The organism is Winogradskyella sp. 3972H.M.0a.05 (assembly GCF_040493455.1).
Taxonomy (GTDB): Bacteria; Bacteroidota; Bacteroidia; order Flavobacteriales; family Flavobacteriaceae; genus Microcosmobacter.
In genome coordinates this window covers 422,939-440,221 of record NZ_JANFDA010000002.1, presented here as the reverse complement: position 1 = coordinate 440,221, position 17,283 = coordinate 422,939, and the positions used below count along the sequence as shown (strand labels likewise).

The window sequence follows — 17,283 nt, the reverse complement described above, 5'->3', positions numbered from 1 at the left end:
TTATTATACATATCAACTAAAAAAATGTTAAAAACCCCAAGTTTTTATTTAGCTTTGGGGCTGTTTAAAAAATTGATAAATAATTTAGATGGATTTACCTAAGAATATCGCTATTATAGGATTAGGCTACGTTGGATTACCGTTAGCAGTTGAATTTGCCAAACAATATAATGTTATTGGATTTGACATTAACAGAAAACGAGTTGAAGAATTGAGATCTGGTAATGACTTTACACTAGAAGTTGAAGAAGACCATTTGAAATCAGTACTAACGGACTCGGCAAATAATGAGGGATTATTTGTGTCTTGCGAAGCAGAAGATCTTAAACATGCTTCAGTCTTTATTATCACTGTGCCAACTCCTACGGATGCTTTAAATAAGCCAGTATTTACGCCTCTCATTAAGGCAAGTCAAACTGTTGGAAAGGTTCTCAAAAAGGGAGATATCGTTATTTACGAGTCGACAGTATATCCTGGTGTAACAGAAGATATTTGTGTGCCAGTTTTAGAGCAGGAGTCTGGTTTAACATTCAATGAAGACTTTTTCGCAGGATACTCTCCAGAGCGAATCAATCCAGGTGATAAAGAACACACGGTAACGAAAATATTGAAGGTAACTTCTGGTTCAACACCAGAGATTGCTAAGCAGGTTGATGAGCTTTACAAGTCAGTAATTACTGCAGGAACCCATTTAGCGCCATCTATCAAAGTTGCTGAAGCAGCCAAAGTTATTGAGAATTCTCAGCGTGATATCAATATTGCCTTTGTAAATGAATTGTCTAAAATTTTCAGGCTTTTAAACATAGATACAAAAGATGTTTTAGAAGCCGCAGGAACCAAGTGGAACTTTTTAAAGTTCACTCCAGGTCTTGTTGGTGGACACTGTATAGGTGTAGACCCATATTATTTGGCTCAAAAAGCTATAGAAAGCGGTTATGAGCCAGAAATTATTCTGGCAGGTCGTAGAATGAATGATAGTATGGGAAGCTATGTTGCGCAGGAAACCGTGAAGATGATGATTAAGAAAGGAGCGAGAATCAAAGGCTCTAAAGCATTAGTTTTAGGAATTACATTCAAAGAGAACTGTCCAGATATTAGAAACTCTAGAGCAATAGACATTATCAGAGAATTAGAGACATACCATGTCGATGTTGATGTTTATGATCCTTGGGCCTCAGTAGAAGAAGTAAGACATGAGTATGGTTTAGAATTAATCACTACTTCAGATAATTTATTAGAGTCTTACGATACTATTATTTTAGCGGTATCTCATAAAGAATTTTTAGAGTTGAATTTATCCGATTTACGAAAAGATACTACTGTAGTTTTTGATGTAAAATCGCTTTTACCAAAAGGCACAGTTGACGCCAGATTATGATGTATAGCACACCTTACCATACACAAGAAGAGCTATCTAATTATTCATTCTTAGTTACTGGTGGAGCAGGTTTTATTGGGGCGAACTTAGTAGAATATCTCCTAAAGTATAATGCTAAAAAAGTTAGAGTTTTAGATAATTTTTCTAATGGTTATAGGGAGAATATATTAGAGTTTGAATCTGATCCAAGGTTTGAACTTATTGAAGGTGATATCAGAGATTTAGACACTTGTATTGAAGCTGTGAAAGATATCGATTATGTCTCCCATCAAGCCGCACTAGGATCTGTGCCTCGTTCAATCAATGATCCAAAAACATCAAATGATGTCAATATCAGTGGATTCTTAAATATGCTCATAGCTGTTAAAGACAGTCCAACAGTAAAACGTATGGTGTATGCAGCTTCAAGTTCTACTTATGGAGACAGTAAAACACTTCCAAAAGTGGAGGACGCTATAGGCAAGCCTTTATCACCTTATGCTGTGACCAAGTATGTTAACGAATTATATGCTGATGTTTTCGGTAAAACCTATGATGTAGATGTTATTGGATTACGTTATTTCAATGTTTTTGGTCCAAAGCAAAGCCCTAAAGGTGCTTACGCAGCAGTAATACCATTGTTTATGCAAGCCTTAAAAGATGGTGAATCACCAACAATTAATGGTGATGGAGAGCAAACACGCGATTTTACTTTTGTAGACAATGCTGTGCAGGCAAACATAAGAGGCTTTTTTGCAAGTAAAGATGCAGCTAATAATGTTTTTAATGTAGCTTGCGGAGAACGTATAAGTGTTAACTATTTATGGGATAGTTTAAAAACTGCTGCGAATTCAGATGTAGAAGCATTGTATGGTCCTCCTAGGCAAGGCGATGTTAGAGATTCGTTAGCAGATATATCTAAGGCAGGTAAATTAATGGGTTATAATCCAACATATACAGTTAGAAAAGGATTAGAGATAACGTGGGATTATTTTAACAAAAAACTATAATATCTTGGAAGATAAGTGGCTTTATACAATATCATCCAAAAGAAGCCTTATCAATTTCAATTTTAGAGAGATTTGGAGGTATAGAGACCTTTTGCTGTTGTTTGTAAAACGAGATATTACAACGGTATACAAACAAACAGTTCTTGGGCCACTCTGGTATTTAATTCAACCTCTACTTACTGCCCTTACATTTACCATAATTTTCAATAAAGTTGCTAATATAGAAACGGGAACCGTTCCGCCTTTTTTATTCAATTTAGCAGGAATTACTACTTGGAATTATTTTAAAACCTGCTTAACATCAACAAGTGACACGTTTAGAGCAAATGCTAATATTTTTAGCAAGGTATATTTTCCAAGAATAGTATCACCGATATCTGTCATTATATCCAATCTGTTTAAGTTTGGGATTCAACTGCTTATTTTTATTGGATTCTATATTTATTACAAACTGTCTGGTGCATCTATTCAAGTAGATCAAAGTTTAATCTTATTCCCAGTCTTAATCCTAGTCATGGGATTATTGGGCTTAGGTCTTGGAATGATTATATCATCATTAGTAACCAAGTATAGAGATCTAAAATATTTACTCAATTTTGGAATACAACTGCTAATGTATATTTCTGCGGTAATGTATCCATTAGCATTAATGCGTGAGAAACTGCCAAAGTTTGCATGGCTAGTTGAATACAACCCTTTGGCGTATGTCATAGAGGCATCGCGCTACATGTTGTTGGGAACAGGAAACTTGAGTAAATTTGGATTAGGATATACCCTTGGAGTAACCATAGTCATTTTATTCTTGGGAATTATCATATTTAATAAAACCGAAAAAACGTTTATCGATACAGTATAGAGAGTCCAAAATTTAGCAATTAATCAAATTACATAATAGCTTCATGAGCATCATTTTAAAGGCAACAAATATTAGCAAGCAATACCGTCTAGGTCTTGTAGGTGTTGGTACATTGGGTGATGACTTAAAACGTTTTTGGTATCGTGTTAGAGGTAAAGAAGATCCATTTCTAAAGATTGGAGAAGTTAATAACAGGAGTACAAAAGGAGAGAGTAATTACGTTTGGGCTTTACAGGATATTAATTTTGAAGTTGCTAAAGGCGAGGTCTTGGGCATCATTGGTAAGAACGGTGCAGGTAAAAGTACTCTATTGAAAATTCTTAGTCGCGTTACAAGTCCTACAACTGGTGAGATAAAGACAAAAGGAAAGATTGCAAGTTTACTAGAAGTGGGTACAGGCTTTCACCCAGAGCTTACAGGCAGAGAGAATATATATCTCAACGGCGCAATCTTAGGCATGACAAAATCTGAAATTCGTCAGAAAGAATCAGAAATAATTGACTTCAGTGGTTGTGAACGCTATGTAGATACTCCTGTAAAACGCTATAGTAGCGGAATGCGTGTTCGTTTAGCATTTGCAGTTGCTGCCTTCTTGGAACCAGATATCTTGGTAGTGGATGAAGTATTGGCTGTAGGAGATGCCGAATTTCAGAAAAAAGCCATCAATAAGATGCAAGATATAAGTAGAGGAGATGGAAGAACAGTATTGTTTGTTAGTCATAATATGGCTGCAGTAAAGAGTCTGTGTACAAGAGCAGTAGTGCTCGAGCATGGTAAAATTTCTTTTGAAGGCAATACAGATCAGGCGATAAATTATTACCTAAACAATAATAGTGAAGCAGATAGTGTTAAGGCAGTTTCTAAACGTAGTTTAGAAGATTTCAATAATGAAAAATTGCAAGTAAATGCAATACAGGTCTTTTCTGAAGATGAAGATGACATCCTCGCGTTAGATAAACCAATTACATTTAGTATTGTTGTCAATAAGAAAGAAGCGTATCAGCTAGACGCTACTTTAAAATTGAAAGATGAGCGAGGCAACTTTTTTCTGACCACATCAACCATATTTAGTTCAGATGTTGATAATGAAAGCAAAATAGGAGAACTTAAGTTCGAAGTAGAGTTTCCCGAATTCTTTTTTAGTGCAAATCAGTTTATGGCAGATGTCTTATTAGTTGAAAACAAGAACAAGATTATTTTCAATCTAACCGATATTTTATCATTCCATGTTATTGATGCCAAGAAAGAACTAGGAGCCTGGATGGGAAAATTAAACACACCATTACGAATAAAGTCTAATTGGAAGCAGGAATAATATGAAACGACTTATAATTCTAGCTTCAGAACGTTCCGGAACTAATTTATTAAGAGTGTTGTTGGGTAATCATTCTCAATTATCTGCACCTGTGGCTGTTCACTTTTTCAATACCTTCAAGCCAAATATAAATCTTTATGGAGATCTTAATAAAGAAGACAACGCAACTCGACTTATCGAGCATTTTTTAAGATCAGCCAATCATGAATATACGAATTGGGAGTTTCAAATTGGTCCAAAAACTGTTGTAAGAGATTATAATGTAAATTCGTTAGAGACAGCTTTTGATGCGATACACAAGAGCTATGCAAAGGCAGAAGGAAAGCCACATTATGTGTCAAAGGACAATGACTTGTACTATTTTGTAAATGATATACAGCTTCTAGACAATGAAAAGGATGAGACATATTTTATCTACCTTTATAGAGACCCAAGGGACCAAGCTGTGTCTTGGCTAAAAACACCTTTGTTTTTACATACTGCCTTTGATATTGCTATGAAATGGCGGACAGAGCAAGCAAAAGTGAGGTCGCTTCAGAAGGAAATAGACATGTTTTCGCTAAGCTATGAAGAGCTGATTGAAAATACAAAAAAGACAATGACCGAGTTACTCGCTTATGTTGGGTTGGAAGCAGAAGAAGCTTGCTTCAGTACAAACAAGGATAACAAGGAGTCAAAAACCAATGCCTTGTGGAAGAATTTATCGCAACCAATTATAAAAAGTAACAGCAAAAAATACCGAGAGAAGTTAGATAAAGGGCAGATAAAGATTATTGAGTCTTTGTGTAAAGATGATATGACGAGATTGGGTTATGAGTTAGATACCTCTGGAATTTGGAAGTATAAACTAAGCTTATATAGAAGATATATTTTACCTTACAAAAGAAAGAAGGCAAAAGACGCTAATTCGAAATTCATGAATGATAATATGGCGTCGCTAACTTCAAAACTAGAACTATTAAATGCCCTAAAAGAAGAAGCAAAAAATGCTAAATCAGCTTAAGCGTAAAGTCAAGAAAATACTCAACATTGAAGCCAAACCAGAATACCTTGGAGGAGATAAGTATTGCCCAGTTTGCGATAATAAGTTGAAGTATTTTTTACCATTACCAGATGAGTATAGAGATAATGCAGAACGAAATGGCTATCCTTACTTTGGGCAAAACGAGCATCTCAATGTAAAAGAATATTCCTGCCCCAATTGTAGAGCTTCAGACAGAGATAGACTTTATGCGGCTTATTTGAAGAATTTTTATACTCCAACCGAAAAGAATACACGCCTGCTGCATATTGCGCCATCCTGGCCTTTAGAAAAACACTATCTGTCAAAATCGTTTACGACGACAACTACAGATTTAGAAATGCCAGATGTAGATATTCATGCAAATATTGAAGACATGAATTGCTTCGAGGATAATGAATTCGGTTTCTTCATTTGTTCTCATGTTTTAGAACATGTCAATAGCCCAGATAAAGCACTTTCAGAATTAAAAAGAATTTTAAAAGTTGGAGGTGAAGGCATTATTATGGTGCCAATTATCCCTACATTGGAACATACTGTAGAAGACCCAAGCCATAAAACAGACGAAGAACGATTGAAGCATTATGGACAAGCAGATCATTTAAGACTTTTTGCCAAGTCCGATTTTACAACAAGAATTACTAATGCAGGATTTGACCTTAACCAATTAGACGCAAGCAATACTTTTGGGTTAGAGCTTTTCGAAAAGCTTGGGATAAGAGAAAGTTCAGTGTTATATTTAGTAAAAAAAAGTAGATGATTCCAGTTACAAAATCTTTCATACCACCTATAGAAGAGTACAATTCCTGGCTAGAGAAAGTATGGGATAGTGGCTGGTTGACCAACAGAGGAAGCCTAGTGAAGCTTCTGGAAGATAAGATTAATGCTTACTTAGATACAGATTTTGTAATAGCCATGACCAATGGTACATTACCCATACAGATTGCGATAAAAGCATTAGACGTTAAAGGGGATGTCATAACAACACCATTTAGTTATGTAGCAACAACATCTACAATTTTTTGGGAAGGATGTAATCCTATTTTTGTTGATATCGATCCAAATTATTTTACGATTGATGAAACCAAGATAGAAGCAGCCATTACCGAAGAAACCACAGCGATTTTAGCAACCCACGTGTATGGCAACCCTTGCAATGTAGAAGCCATTGAAGCTATTGCTGAAAAACATAATCTTAGCGTAATCTATGATGCAGCACATTGTTTTGGCGTTAAGTACAAGGGACAAAGCTTATTTGACTATGGAGATGTAAGTACATCTAGCTTTCATGCCACAAAACTATTCCATACGGGAGAAGGAGGTGCTTTATTTTGCAAACCGCATTTAAGGGATAAAATGTACTTCCATCATAATTTTGGGCACAAAGGACAAGAGGCGTTTCATGGACTTGGTATCAATGCTAAAATGAGCGAAATACAAGCAGCTATGGGGCTTTCTGTAATGCCATATTTAGATGAGATTATTGAAAAGCGCAAAACCATAACATCGCTCTATAGTGAACTTTTAGCAGATGCATCGTTAACACTTATTTCAATACGCGAAGGCACACAGTGGAACTATAGTTATTTTCCCGTAGTATTTGAATCAGAAGCACAGCTAACACGAGTAAAAGACGCATTAAATAAAAATGAGATTTATCCAAGACGTTATTTCTTTCCGTCACTAAATAAGCTACCATATATCAAGGAATCATTCAATTGTCCTGTTAGTGAAAGTATTGCGTCCAGAGTATTGTGCTTGCCTTTATATACCCAATTATCAAAGGCAGAAGTAGAAACAATTTGTAGCATTATAAATGAGACTATATGAAAGTAGCGATCATGCAGCCATATATATTTCCTTATTTAGGATATTTTCATTTGGTTGATGCTGTCGATACTTTTGTGTTTTATGACGATGTCAATTTTGTAAAGAAGGGGTTTATAAACAGGAATAGAATTTTACTCAACAATCAAGCACATACATTTTCAATTCCTTGTAAATCTATCAGCCAAAATAAACGTATTAACAAGACATTTTTGAATTTTGATTTACCTGAACGCAAGAAGCTGATACATACCTTGGAGCACGCTTATAAAAAAGCTCCTTTTTATGGCGAGATTATGAATACGATTGAGCCATTGTTAATGGATACTAACCAACAAACCATTGCTGATATTGCTTCAGAAAGTATAAAACTAATTTCTGAGTATTTGAAGTTAGAGACCGCTTTTCAGTATAGTTCAGTTGAATATTCAGATACTGTAAATCTGAATCGTACCGAAAGACTTATCGAAATCTCCAATCAAGTAGGAGCTAAGACTTATGTCAATGCCATTGGAGGAAAGGATCTTTATACCAAGCAAGAGTTTGAAGATAAAGGTCTTCAACTGAAATTTGTAAATAGTAACCTAAGACCCTATAAACAATTTGAGAATGAATTCGTATCGTCACTATCCATAATAGATGTCTTAATGTTTAATGATACCGATACCATTCTTCAGATGCTTGAAGATTTCACGCTAGAATGATCAAAGTAGCAATACATAGCGCACCAAGAAGTGGTTCTACATGGTTAGGACAGTTGTTTAACAGTAGTAAGAATGTCAAGTACTGCTATCAGCCATTGTTTTCTTATGCTCTAAAAGATTTCTTGGATGATCAATCTAGTAGTCAGCAGATAAACGATTTTTATTATGAGCTTCTCAAGACAAAAGATGATTTTATCAATCAAACGGAAGCCATTGAGAAAGGTATTATACCAAAATTTGAAAAAAGGGAGATTACCCATATTTGCTATAAAGAGGTGCGATATCATCACATCCTTGAGAATTTAATGCGCAATTCTGAAGATTTAAAACTAGTATTACTCATAAGACATCCACTAGAAGTTTTGAGTAGCTGGTATAAAGCACCAAGAGAGTTTAGAAAAGATTTAGGATGGAATTTTGAAGAGGAGTGGCTTCATGCTGAAAAAAAGAACGAGAACAAACCAGAATCGTTTTATGGTTATCAAAAATGGAAAGACACAAGCAATTTATTTCTTAACCTTCAAGAACAAAATAACGACCGTGTACGATTGATTACTTACAAAGAATTGTTAGAAGACACCACAACCGTTACGAACAATATTTTTTCTTTTCTAGAACTTGAATTTTCTGATCAAACGGAGCGCTTCATAAGTGAAAGTAAGAGTACAAATCAAAGCGATGCTTACTCTGTCTATAAAGTAAAGCGCAATAACAAAGACTGGAAAGCTTTACCAGAAGAGGTTATTAGCTATGTTGCCAATGACCTTAAAGGAACCAATTTAGAACGATTTTTAGATGAATAATATGCCATTGGTTTCTGTCTGTGTTCAAACCTATAATCAAGCTGATTATATTAAACAATGCCTGGATGGCATTTTGATGCAGCAAACTAATTTTCCATTCGAGATTATTCTAGGAGAAGATCAAAGCACTGATGGTACAAGGAAAATATGCATTGCTTATGCCGAAAAGCACAGCAATATTAAGCTAAGTCTTCGTTCACGAGACGATGTAATTCATATTAATGGAAGAGCTACAGGACGACATAATTTCACGGAAAACCTAAAGGCTTGTCAAGGAAGATATATTGCCTTATGCGAAGGAGACGATTATTGGACTGATCCCTTAAAGCTTCAGAAACAAGTTGATATATTAGAAAAACATGATGATATCAATATCTGTTTCAATAGAGCAAATACCTTGAAAGCAGAACAACTAGAATTACACCCAATTCCAGAAGAGGTAGATCTTAAGGGGTTCAAATACATAGAACTTCTACAACATTATAATTTTATTACTACGGCAAGTGTTGTATTGCGAAAGCCAGAGGGTTTTACGATTCCAAATTGGTTTTATAAAATCCCTTTCGGAGATATGGGATTGTATAAACTAGCTTCAGGTTCTGGTCTAATACACTGTATAGAGGATACAATGTCGGTTTATAGAGTTCACGATAGAGGTATTTATTCTGGTATTTCAGAAATAAAAGCACAACAAAACTATTTGTCCTTTTATAAAATCATTAGAGCGAGTTTGAACAGTGAAGAACGCAAAGTTGTTGACAAAAAGCGCTTAAAAGTTGTTAGGAAGATTTCAAAATTAAAGTTCAAAAAATCACCTTTGAAGAGTAAAGCTTATTATATTTATCATCGTCTCAAATTAGTTATAAATCTATGAAACCAGATATAAGTGTAGTCATTCCTTGTTATAATATGGGAAGCTTCGTTCTAGAGGCTGTTCAATCCGTTTTAGACTACACAGGAAAGTATCAAATAGAGATTATTGTTGTTAACGATGGCTCCAATGATAATGGATTTACCAAGTCTGTTTTAGATGGTATAGAAGACGAACGCGTTAGGATTATTCATCAAGAAAATAAGGGCTTAGGAAATACCAGAAATATAGGAGTTAAAGAAAGTAACGCCGATTATGTAGTTCCTTTGGATGCAGATAATAAACTCAGAAGCGCATATATAGATAAAGGGATAGAAATCATGAAGGCAAATAGCCAAGTTGGTGTCGTTTATGGAGACAACCACCAGTTTGGTGTTTCCAATGGTCTTGTGACGATTGGAGAGTTTGATATTTCTAGATTAATCTACAAAAACTATATCGATGCCTGTGTACTGCTCAGAAAAGCCGCTTGGGAATCCGTAGGCGGTTATGATGGAGAGATGCCAGTAATGGGTTATGAAGATTGGGACATCAATATGCGTTTATTCTTTAAAGGCTGGCAGTTTCAATACATTAACGATTTAGCCTTTGATTATAGAGTAAGGGAAGACTCTATGCTGCAAAACTCTAATAAAAATAGAGATATGCTTATCGAATACATGTTTGAAAAGCCCGAATTGCAACAAGCCAAAAAGCTAAGAGAGAAAATCATCGATGGCGCATCTTATAAAGAAGCTTATGAAGCAATTCAAAAACGAAAACTTATTAAGCTTGCTATCAAATTAGAAAAGCCACTCAAAAAAATAAAAGGTATAGTTAAGTAATGGTCATAGGAAACGGTTTAATGGCAAAAACGTTTGCACATTACAAGAACGATGCGCAAATACTGATTTTCGCTTCAGGAGTTTCAAACTCTTTAGAAACAAATGACGAAGTTTTTCAAAGAGAAGCGAAGCTTTTGGAAGAAGCCATTACGCAACATCCCAACTCCAAACTCGTATATTTTAGTACCTGTAGCGTTACAGATGATTCTATAAATACACGACCCTATGTAAAACATAAGTTAGCTTTAGAAGCTTATATAGAAGCGCATTGCAGTGATTTTTTAATAGCTAGACTTCCCAATGTAGTTGGTCCAAATGGCAATAAAGGCACCATAATCAACTATTTGTATAATGCTGTTAAAAATCAACAACTCATTGAACTCTGGAAAAATAGTGAACGCAATATTATAGACAAGGAAGACGTCAAAGTTATTGTAGATGGATTGATTGAAGCAGACTATTCTAGAAGGACTATTAATGTAGCTTGGGTTTCAGCAATACAGGTTGTGGATATCGTAATTGCCATTGAAGAACACTTAGAGACTAAGGCAAATATGGAGCTTGTAGAAAAAGGAAATAAGTTCAATATAGATACATCAGCAATTTCTACGTTTCTTGAACCTTTAGTCAATGAAAAAGGAGAAGGCGTTAGTTATTTAAAACATCTACTCAAAACATATTATTGAAATACAAAATAGCCATATTATCACCCAATGAAGCAAATAAAGCAGAGACCTTTATTAAAAACCATATAGCGTCTTTGCCATATGAAAGCGTGGTGATATATGGTGGAAATTTTCCACACCTAGAATCTAGTAACCTACCAACAAAGTTGCAGAAGAAATGGTTTGGTTTTAGGAATGTGCTCAGAGGTTTTTTGGGTATTCCAAAGAAAGATTTTAGAGCATACTGGCTAAAACGTATTTTGATTAAAGAAAAGCCAGATTTGGTTTTTGCTGAATATCTAATCACAGCTGCTGAAACCATAGAGGTATGCAAATCTTTAAAGATTCCTTTAGTGGCTACAGCTTTAGGGTATGATATATCCCAATACAATATTTTAGAAATTTATGATGCCAAGTATAGAGCTTTGATGCAATATGTATCAAAAGTTTTTGTCGTGTCTAAACACATGCGAAATGCTGTAGAAGATTTTGGCTGCGAAAGCTCAAAAATCGTGTATTCACCTATAGGGCCGAGAACAGATTTTTTTGAGATATCTCCAAGCTATAAGCACAAAGACTTACTCGCTATCGGCAGATTTGTAGATAAAAAAGCGCCTCATCTTACCATAGAAGCTTTTTCTATAGTTGCCAAAAAAAACACCGAAGCCAAACTGATTATGGCAGGCGATGGACCACTTCTCGAAACATGCCAGAAACTAGCTGATGATTTAGATATTGCAAATAGAGTGGAATTTAAAGGCAGAATTGATCAAGAGACACAGAAACAACTTTTAGGAGACTCAAGTATTTTTGTGCAGCACTCAGTCATAGCAAAAAGTGGCGATAGTGAAGGTACACCAGTAGCAATATTGGAAGCATCAGCAGCCGGTTTGCCAATCGTATCTACGAACCATGCAGGCATTCCGTCGGTTGTTGTAAATAATGAAACGGGTTTCTTGGTTGAAGAAGGCGATGTCCATAAGATGGCAGAAAAGATTTTGGAATTGTTAGGCGATGAAGATACAATCAAACAATTTGGCAATGCTGGAAAGCAATATGTAAAAGACAATTTTTCCTTAGATAAACATATAGATATCCTATCTTCTCATATCTTAGAGGTGCTTAATCCAAAATAGCTATTATATAGAACAATGCCATTGGTCAGTATTATCATCCCATCATATAATAGAGCAGATTTAATTCTTGAAACCTTAGCATCTGTAAAGGAGCAAACTCACCAGAATTGGGAATGTATTGTTGTAGACGATGGTTCTACAGATAACACAGAAGAAATCGTCCTGAAGCTTGCAGCAGAAGATTCAAGGTTCAAATACTTTAACCGTCCTGAGGATAAGCCAAAAGGAGCAAACGCCTGTAGAAATTTTGGGCTTCAACAAAGTCAGGGAACATACATAAACTTCTTAGATAGCGACGATATACTATCATCTTCAAAATTGAATCAGCAGATTGAATCCCTAGAAGAAAACGTCAATGCATGTTACTGTATCTGCCAAACGGAATGGGTTGAAAAAGACTCGGGAAATAGTTTGGGTTTAAGATCCAAGGCCATTACTTCAGAGAATAGGCGAGAAGACTATATGATGTATAAGATATTCTGGTCTATTCATGCGCCACTATGGCGAAAGGCTTTTATTGTTGAAAATGATTTGAAATTTGATGAAAACCTTAAGCAATCACAAGAATATGATTTTCACCTCAAAGCACTTTCAATCGATTCTGATTACATGGCTTCAGATAAAGTTTTAGCGCAAATGTTCAAGCATGACAATAATCTGTCTAATAATTGGATGTTTGATCAAGGAAAGTTATTATCTAACATTACGGTGAAAAAGCGTATTTTGAATGAAGAATACGGAGTTATTTCAGATAAGACGAGATTCAAAATAGTTGAAATACTAACACTTCTGTATAAAGATATTCTGAAAACGAAGCAGTTCAAATCTGCTAAACAAATTCAGAAACTATTGGAGCAAGAAGTGAAGCATAGATTGAAACTAGATCAATCAACAAGAAAATCTTTCATTTCAAAAATGCGTAAAGCCTATTGGAGTTATAAGATTTTTGGTAGAGGATACAATATTTTAAGCCCATTAGCTTATACAGAAGTTTCATGACCAATTCAAAGTTAAAATATAGATTTCAAAAGTTAAGAAGATTTATATCTTGTCATTGGTCTGTTGCAATTAATAGGGCATTCAACGCTACAGTCAGGCAACAAATAAAGAATCCAAAGACGATTCCGATAGTAATCATAAGCTACAATCAGTTAGAGCATTTGAAAAAGCTTATCAATGCCTTGAAGCATAGAGGATACCAAAATATTGTCATCCTAGATAATGCTTCGACTTATCCGCCACTTTTAGAGTATTTTGATACAATAAGTAATTCTGTAGAAATACATAAGCTCAAGTCTAATGATGGGCATTTGTCGTTTTGGAAAAATCCAGACATCACCAAGCAATATACAAGAGGCTATTATGTTGTTACCGATCCAGATATTGTTCCTTTAGAAGAATGTCCTGAGGATTTCATGCATACGTTTAGAGCTCTTTTGGATAAAGCTTATGATGTTACCAAAGTAGGGTTTTCATTAAAGATTGATGACATTCCTAATACAAATCCTAACAAAGAAAATATCGAAAATTGGGAATCACAGTTTTGGAATTATAAACCCAACCCAAAAGCGTATAAAGCAGAGATAGACACAACTTTTGCATTATACAGACCCAAGTATACATACAAAAAGAAGCGGTTCACAAAAGCTTGGCGTACAGACCAACCTTATCAAGCTTCGCATGGTAGCTGGTATATAGATATTAATGCACTAACCGAGGAGCAAGAATATTACATGAAAACAGCAAATGAGTCTGCTTCGTGGCAAATAGATAGCGAAGGCGAATTAGTAAACAAAGTTCACAAATCAATATATACCAATGACTGATAAGCGTCCTTTAGTTTCAATTTGTATGCCTACATATAATGGGCAAGATTACTTGGAGGAAGCTCTAAATTCTGCATTGTCTCAGACTTATGAGAATATAGAAATCATCATTTCAGACGACGCTTCCAATGATAATACACTAAAGATTGCTGAAGCATTATTAGCAAATCAACATATTCCTTCAACAATCCTAAAGCATCAGCCTAATGGGATTGGAGCCAATTGGAATAACTGTATCGAACATGCTAAAGGCGCGTACATAAAGTTTTTGTTTCAGGATGATATTCTGGAAGAAAATTGTATTTCGCTAATGATGAAATCCATGTTGCAAGATGATACTATTGGTCTCGTGTATAGCAAGCGCAATTTTATCATTGATACACCAAATGAAAAGACAATAGCATTCAAAGAATATTACGGTCCATTGCATACATATTGGGAAGATTTTAAGGTAAAGGAAGGAGTAGAAGAAGGAACAATGTATTTATCAGATAAGCAATTTTTGAATTCACCAAAAAACAAGATTGGCGAACCCACAAGCGTATTGATTAAAAAAGCTTGTTTTGATAAAGTAGGGTACTTCAGCGAATCATTGCATCAAGTTCTAGATTGTGAGTTTTGGTATCGATTAATGCCATATTATAAGATCGCATTCGTAGATGAATACTTGGCTAAATTCCGCGTACACGACCAACAAGCAAGTGCAAAGAACAAGGAGAAAAAGGTTAAAGAAGAAGCACAGCTATATAGAAGTTATTACAAAAACTTACTAAAATATCTGCATCCAAAAAACAAACGAAAATTGTTGAAACAATTTCATCCTTTATTTAAATTTGGAGTAACCTTAAAGCGCAAGTTTGATGGGCGACAATAAGCCATTAGTATCCATATTATTACCAGTTTATAATGGTGAAAAAACCCTAAGGGCTACACTTCAGAGTTTATTAAATCAGACATATTCTAATTTTGAAATAGTTATAGGTATCGATGGTACCAAGGACGCTTCAAAAGACATAGCGCAAAGTTTCAATGATGAAAGAATTTCGATTATAGAACATCCTGAAAACTTGGGCTTAGCAGGCAATCTTAACGAAATTATTAAGCATGTTCAAAAGGAGTCCAAGTACTATGCAATGGCTGAGCAAGACGATATCTACGTTCCTGAACGTTTGCAGTGGCAGGTTGAAGTCATGGAATCCAAGCAAGATATTGGTATGGTCTCCGGAATTGCAAAGTTTCTAAGCGATAATAATGAAGTGCTTTTTCCGGGGCTTTTGGTAAGAAAAGAACAGTTTCCTCGAGGAGAAGCGATGTTCAAGTACTTATACATCAACCAGCTTAAGGTTGTGAATACGTGCCTCATGTGGAGGAAGGACATTCATGATGCTAATAGTCTCAAGTTTACTACAAAGTACCCAAACATGAATGTAGATTGGGATTTTGTGCTTCGGTTTTCATTACTTTCAAATATTAACGGGATACCTAAGGTACTTGTAGAAATGAATCGCAGGCTTGATAACGAATCGGTTACAACGAACAAGAAGCAACAGTTTGAAACTTCTAGACTATTATTGAAAGATTTCAAGAACGAATTTCCAAATCTAATAGATGCTTCCACATACAAAAAGGCCTTGAAAATGCATCGAAAAATAGAACTTGGATACCGATCGAAAATAGGGATTATAACCTATGGTTTTGCCTATTTTATCCTATATTTAGACGGATACTTTTTAAATTATATAAAAAAACGAACCCTAAAATTTTTCAGCTAAACCAATATCACAGATTTATAGCGTAATCAATGTTTACTAAACAACAACTGAAACCTACACAAGCAGATCTAATTGCTATTTATAAAGACAAGGATGAGTAAGCGTTTAAAAATAGCAATCTTTTCTGGAGCTATCCCTAGCTCAACATTTGTAGAACATTTGATCAACAATATCTCTGACTACCATAATGTTTACCTGTTTGGTGTTGTAAATAAAAAGACGGTATACAAGAACAATTCGGTAAAACAGATTGTAACACCAAAACGTCATTTCAAAAACCTTCTCATAAGTTTGGTAAGGACATTTCAATTGTTGTTCAAGGCACCAAAAGATTTACTTATAGTCCTACGAAAAGCATTGAGTTATCCTGTGCATTACGACAAATGGATTTGGTATACCAAGTATTTACCAATAGCGTTACATCGCCCAGACATATTACACCTACAATGGGCAAGGGATCTTAACTTTTATTATTTCTTTCAAGAAGAGCTAAATATCAACTTGATTGTCGGTCTACGGGGCGCACATATAAATTATTCTCCTATTGTTGAGGAACGCATTGCCAATCTCTACAGAAAAACATTTCCGCAGATACAAAACTTTCATGCCGTTTCCAATGCGATTGCAAAAGAAGCACAACAATATGGAGCAGATGCAAATAATATTAGGGTGATACATTCTCCAATACAAACGGAAACGTTTCAATATTTTAAAAAGAGAGAAGCTTCAAATGACGAGGAGTTTAATATCATATCAGTTGGTCGTTTTCACTGGGTAAAAGGCATGACCTATGCTATTGATGCTTGCAGAATATTAAAAGAAAGAGGTTTTAAATTTCATTTTCATTTTTATGCAACAAATGCTATTGATGAAGAAACCTTGTTCAAAATACACCAATTCGATCTTCAGGATCACATTACGGTACATCGTTCAGTAGCTCAAAAAGAATTGTTCTCTAAGATGAAAAGTGCAGATGTACTATTATTAACCAGTTTAGCCGAAGGAATAGCCAATGTGGTCTTGGAAGCAATGGCAATTGGCGTTCCAGTAATCTCCACCGATTGTGGCGGAATGTCCGAAGTTGTGATTAATAATACAACAGGAAAATTAATCCCTAAGCGAGATGCGGAAGCAATAGCAGAAGCAATCACGGCACTTAGTAGACAAGACGATAAAGAAACAGAAAAGACTATAAACAGCGCTCACGATTTAGTACAGGAGCAATTCTATTCTGAAGATGTTATAGGTCAGTTCAAAGATTTTTATGAAAACGCCGTAGCTAACAACATATAGTAT

18 protein-coding genes are annotated in these 17,283 nt (G+C 35.2%); all 18 read left to right on the top strand.

The window, feature by feature from the left end:
* Positions 1 to 88 precede the first annotated feature (88 nt).
* Positions 89 to 1,378, top strand: a complete 1,290-nt coding sequence (locus tag NCE97_RS05515; protein ID WP_353777943.1) for a nucleotide sugar dehydrogenase — start codon at positions 89 to 91, stop codon at positions 1,376 to 1,378.
* Positions 1,378 to 2,367 carry an SDR family oxidoreductase gene (locus NCE97_RS05510; protein ID WP_353778267.1) on the top strand — a complete coding sequence of 330 codons (990 nt, stop codon included), beginning with the start codon at positions 1,378 to 1,380 and terminating at the stop codon, positions 2,365 to 2,367. Before NCE97_RS05515 ends, NCE97_RS05510 begins: the two co-directional genes overlap by 1 nt.
* Before the next feature lie 4 nt (positions 2,368 to 2,371).
* A complete protein-coding gene (locus tag NCE97_RS05505; RefSeq protein ID WP_353777942.1) occupies positions 2,372 to 3,223 on the top strand; it encodes an ABC transporter permease in 852 nt (283 codons plus the stop codon).
* A gap of 43 nt (positions 3,224 to 3,266) precedes the next feature.
* Positions 3,267 to 4,538, top strand: a complete 1,272-nt coding sequence (locus tag NCE97_RS05500) for an ABC transporter ATP-binding protein (RefSeq protein WP_353777941.1) — start codon at positions 3,267 to 3,269, stop codon at positions 4,536 to 4,538.
* Between the two features lies 1 nt (position 4,539).
* Positions 4,540 to 5,541, top strand: a complete 1,002-nt coding sequence (locus NCE97_RS05495; RefSeq protein WP_353777940.1) for a sulfotransferase — start codon at positions 4,540 to 4,542, stop codon at positions 5,539 to 5,541.
* Complete coding sequence (locus tag NCE97_RS05490) at positions 5,525 to 6,319, top strand: methyltransferase domain-containing protein (protein ID WP_353777939.1); 795 nt, start codon at positions 5,525 to 5,527, stop codon at positions 6,317 to 6,319. The genes NCE97_RS05495 and NCE97_RS05490 overlap by 17 nt, the downstream gene beginning before the upstream one ends.
* The gene (locus NCE97_RS05485; protein WP_353777938.1) at positions 6,316 to 7,389 is read left to right on the top strand and encodes a DegT/DnrJ/EryC1/StrS family aminotransferase; all 1,074 of its coding nucleotides are present in this window, start codon (positions 6,316 to 6,318) and stop codon (positions 7,387 to 7,389) included. Before NCE97_RS05490 ends, NCE97_RS05485 begins: the two co-directional genes overlap by 4 nt.
* Positions 7,386 to 8,090 (top strand): WbqC family protein, encoded by a 705-nt coding sequence (locus tag NCE97_RS05480; protein WP_353777937.1) that lies wholly within the window; start codon positions 7,386 to 7,388, stop codon positions 8,088 to 8,090. Before NCE97_RS05485 ends, NCE97_RS05480 begins: the two co-directional genes overlap by 4 nt.
* Positions 8,087 to 8,893 (top strand): sulfotransferase domain-containing protein, encoded by an 807-nt coding sequence (locus NCE97_RS05475; protein ID WP_353777936.1) that lies wholly within the window; start codon positions 8,087 to 8,089, stop codon positions 8,891 to 8,893. The genes NCE97_RS05480 and NCE97_RS05475 overlap by 4 nt, the downstream gene beginning before the upstream one ends.
* The gene (locus tag NCE97_RS05470; protein ID WP_353777935.1) at positions 8,886 to 9,767 is read left to right on the top strand and encodes a glycosyltransferase; all 882 of its coding nucleotides are present in this window, start codon (positions 8,886 to 8,888) and stop codon (positions 9,765 to 9,767) included. Before NCE97_RS05475 ends, NCE97_RS05470 begins: the two co-directional genes overlap by 8 nt.
* Positions 9,764 to 10,588, top strand: coding sequence for a glycosyltransferase family 2 protein (locus NCE97_RS05465; RefSeq protein ID WP_353777934.1), 825 nt, complete (start codon positions 9,764 to 9,766; stop codon positions 10,586 to 10,588). Before NCE97_RS05470 ends, NCE97_RS05465 begins: the two co-directional genes overlap by 4 nt.
* On the top strand, positions 10,588 to 11,274 hold the full coding sequence (locus NCE97_RS05460; RefSeq protein WP_353777933.1) for an NAD-dependent epimerase/dehydratase family protein: 687 nt from the start codon (positions 10,588 to 10,590) through the stop codon (positions 11,272 to 11,274). The genes NCE97_RS05465 and NCE97_RS05460 overlap by 1 nt, the downstream gene beginning before the upstream one ends.
* Entirely contained in the window at positions 11,271 to 12,389 is a 1,119-nt protein-coding gene (locus NCE97_RS05455; protein ID WP_353777932.1) for a glycosyltransferase family 4 protein, read from the top strand. Before NCE97_RS05460 ends, NCE97_RS05455 begins: the two co-directional genes overlap by 4 nt.
* 15 nt (positions 12,390 to 12,404) lie before the next feature.
* Complete coding sequence (locus tag NCE97_RS05450; RefSeq protein WP_353777931.1) at positions 12,405 to 13,388, top strand: glycosyltransferase family 2 protein; 984 nt, start codon at positions 12,405 to 12,407, stop codon at positions 13,386 to 13,388.
* A complete protein-coding gene (locus tag NCE97_RS05445) occupies positions 13,385 to 14,215 on the top strand; it encodes a glycosyltransferase family 2 protein (protein WP_353777930.1) in 831 nt (276 codons plus the stop codon). The genes NCE97_RS05450 and NCE97_RS05445 overlap by 4 nt, the downstream gene beginning before the upstream one ends.
* Positions 14,208 to 15,089 carry a glycosyltransferase family 2 protein gene (locus NCE97_RS05440; protein WP_353777929.1) on the top strand — a complete coding sequence of 294 codons (882 nt, stop codon included), beginning with the start codon at positions 14,208 to 14,210 and terminating at the stop codon, positions 15,087 to 15,089. Before NCE97_RS05445 ends, NCE97_RS05440 begins: the two co-directional genes overlap by 8 nt.
* Positions 15,076 to 15,987, top strand: coding sequence for a glycosyltransferase family 2 protein (locus NCE97_RS05435; RefSeq protein WP_353777928.1), 912 nt, complete (start codon positions 15,076 to 15,078; stop codon positions 15,985 to 15,987). The genes NCE97_RS05440 and NCE97_RS05435 overlap by 14 nt, the downstream gene beginning before the upstream one ends.
* A 93-nt stretch (positions 15,988 to 16,080) precedes the next feature.
* Entirely contained in the window at positions 16,081 to 17,280 is a 1,200-nt protein-coding gene (locus NCE97_RS05430) for a glycosyltransferase family 4 protein (protein WP_353777927.1), read from the top strand.
* The last annotated feature ends 3 nt before the right edge of the window (positions 17,281 to 17,283 follow it).

Bases quoted from the DNA above. Each gene is read 5' to 3' on its own strand.
- NCE97_RS05465 (WP_353777934.1), top strand. From the start codon at position 9,764: ATGAAACCAGATATAAGTGTAGTCATTCCTTGTTATAATATGGGAAGC.
- NCE97_RS05510 (WP_353778267.1), top strand. From the start codon at position 1,378: ATGTATAGCACACCTTACCATACACAAGAAGAGCTATCTAATTATTCA.
- NCE97_RS05445 (WP_353777930.1), top strand. From the start codon at position 13,385: ATGACCAATTCAAAGTTAAAATATAGATTTCAAAAGTTAAGAAGATTT.
- NCE97_RS05470 (WP_353777935.1), top strand. From the start codon at position 8,886: ATGAATAATATGCCATTGGTTTCTGTCTGTGTTCAAACCTATAATCAA.
- NCE97_RS05460 (WP_353777933.1), top strand. From the start codon at position 10,588: ATGGTCATAGGAAACGGTTTAATGGCAAAAACGTTTGCACATTACAAG.
- NCE97_RS05440 (WP_353777929.1), top strand. From the start codon at position 14,208: ATGACTGATAAGCGTCCTTTAGTTTCAATTTGTATGCCTACATATAAT.
- NCE97_RS05475 (WP_353777936.1), top strand. From the start codon at position 8,087: ATGATCAAAGTAGCAATACATAGCGCACCAAGAAGTGGTTCTACATGG.
- NCE97_RS05515 (WP_353777943.1), top strand. From the start codon at position 89: ATGGATTTACCTAAGAATATCGCTATTATAGGATTAGGCTACGTTGGA.
- NCE97_RS05435 (WP_353777928.1), top strand. From the start codon at position 15,076: ATGGGCGACAATAAGCCATTAGTATCCATATTATTACCAGTTTATAAT.
- NCE97_RS05490 (WP_353777939.1), top strand. From the start codon at position 5,525: ATGCTAAATCAGCTTAAGCGTAAAGTCAAGAAAATACTCAACATTGAA.
- NCE97_RS05450 (WP_353777931.1), top strand. From the start codon at position 12,405: ATGCCATTGGTCAGTATTATCATCCCATCATATAATAGAGCAGATTTA.
- NCE97_RS05485 (WP_353777938.1), top strand. From the start codon at position 6,316: ATGATTCCAGTTACAAAATCTTTCATACCACCTATAGAAGAGTACAAT.
- NCE97_RS05495 (WP_353777940.1), top strand. From the start codon at position 4,540: ATGAAACGACTTATAATTCTAGCTTCAGAACGTTCCGGAACTAATTTA.
- NCE97_RS05480 (WP_353777937.1), top strand. From the start codon at position 7,386: ATGAAAGTAGCGATCATGCAGCCATATATATTTCCTTATTTAGGATAT.
- NCE97_RS05500 (WP_353777941.1), top strand. From the start codon at position 3,267: ATGAGCATCATTTTAAAGGCAACAAATATTAGCAAGCAATACCGTCTA.
- NCE97_RS05430 (WP_353777927.1), top strand. From the start codon at position 16,081: ATGAGTAAGCGTTTAAAAATAGCAATCTTTTCTGGAGCTATCCCTAGC.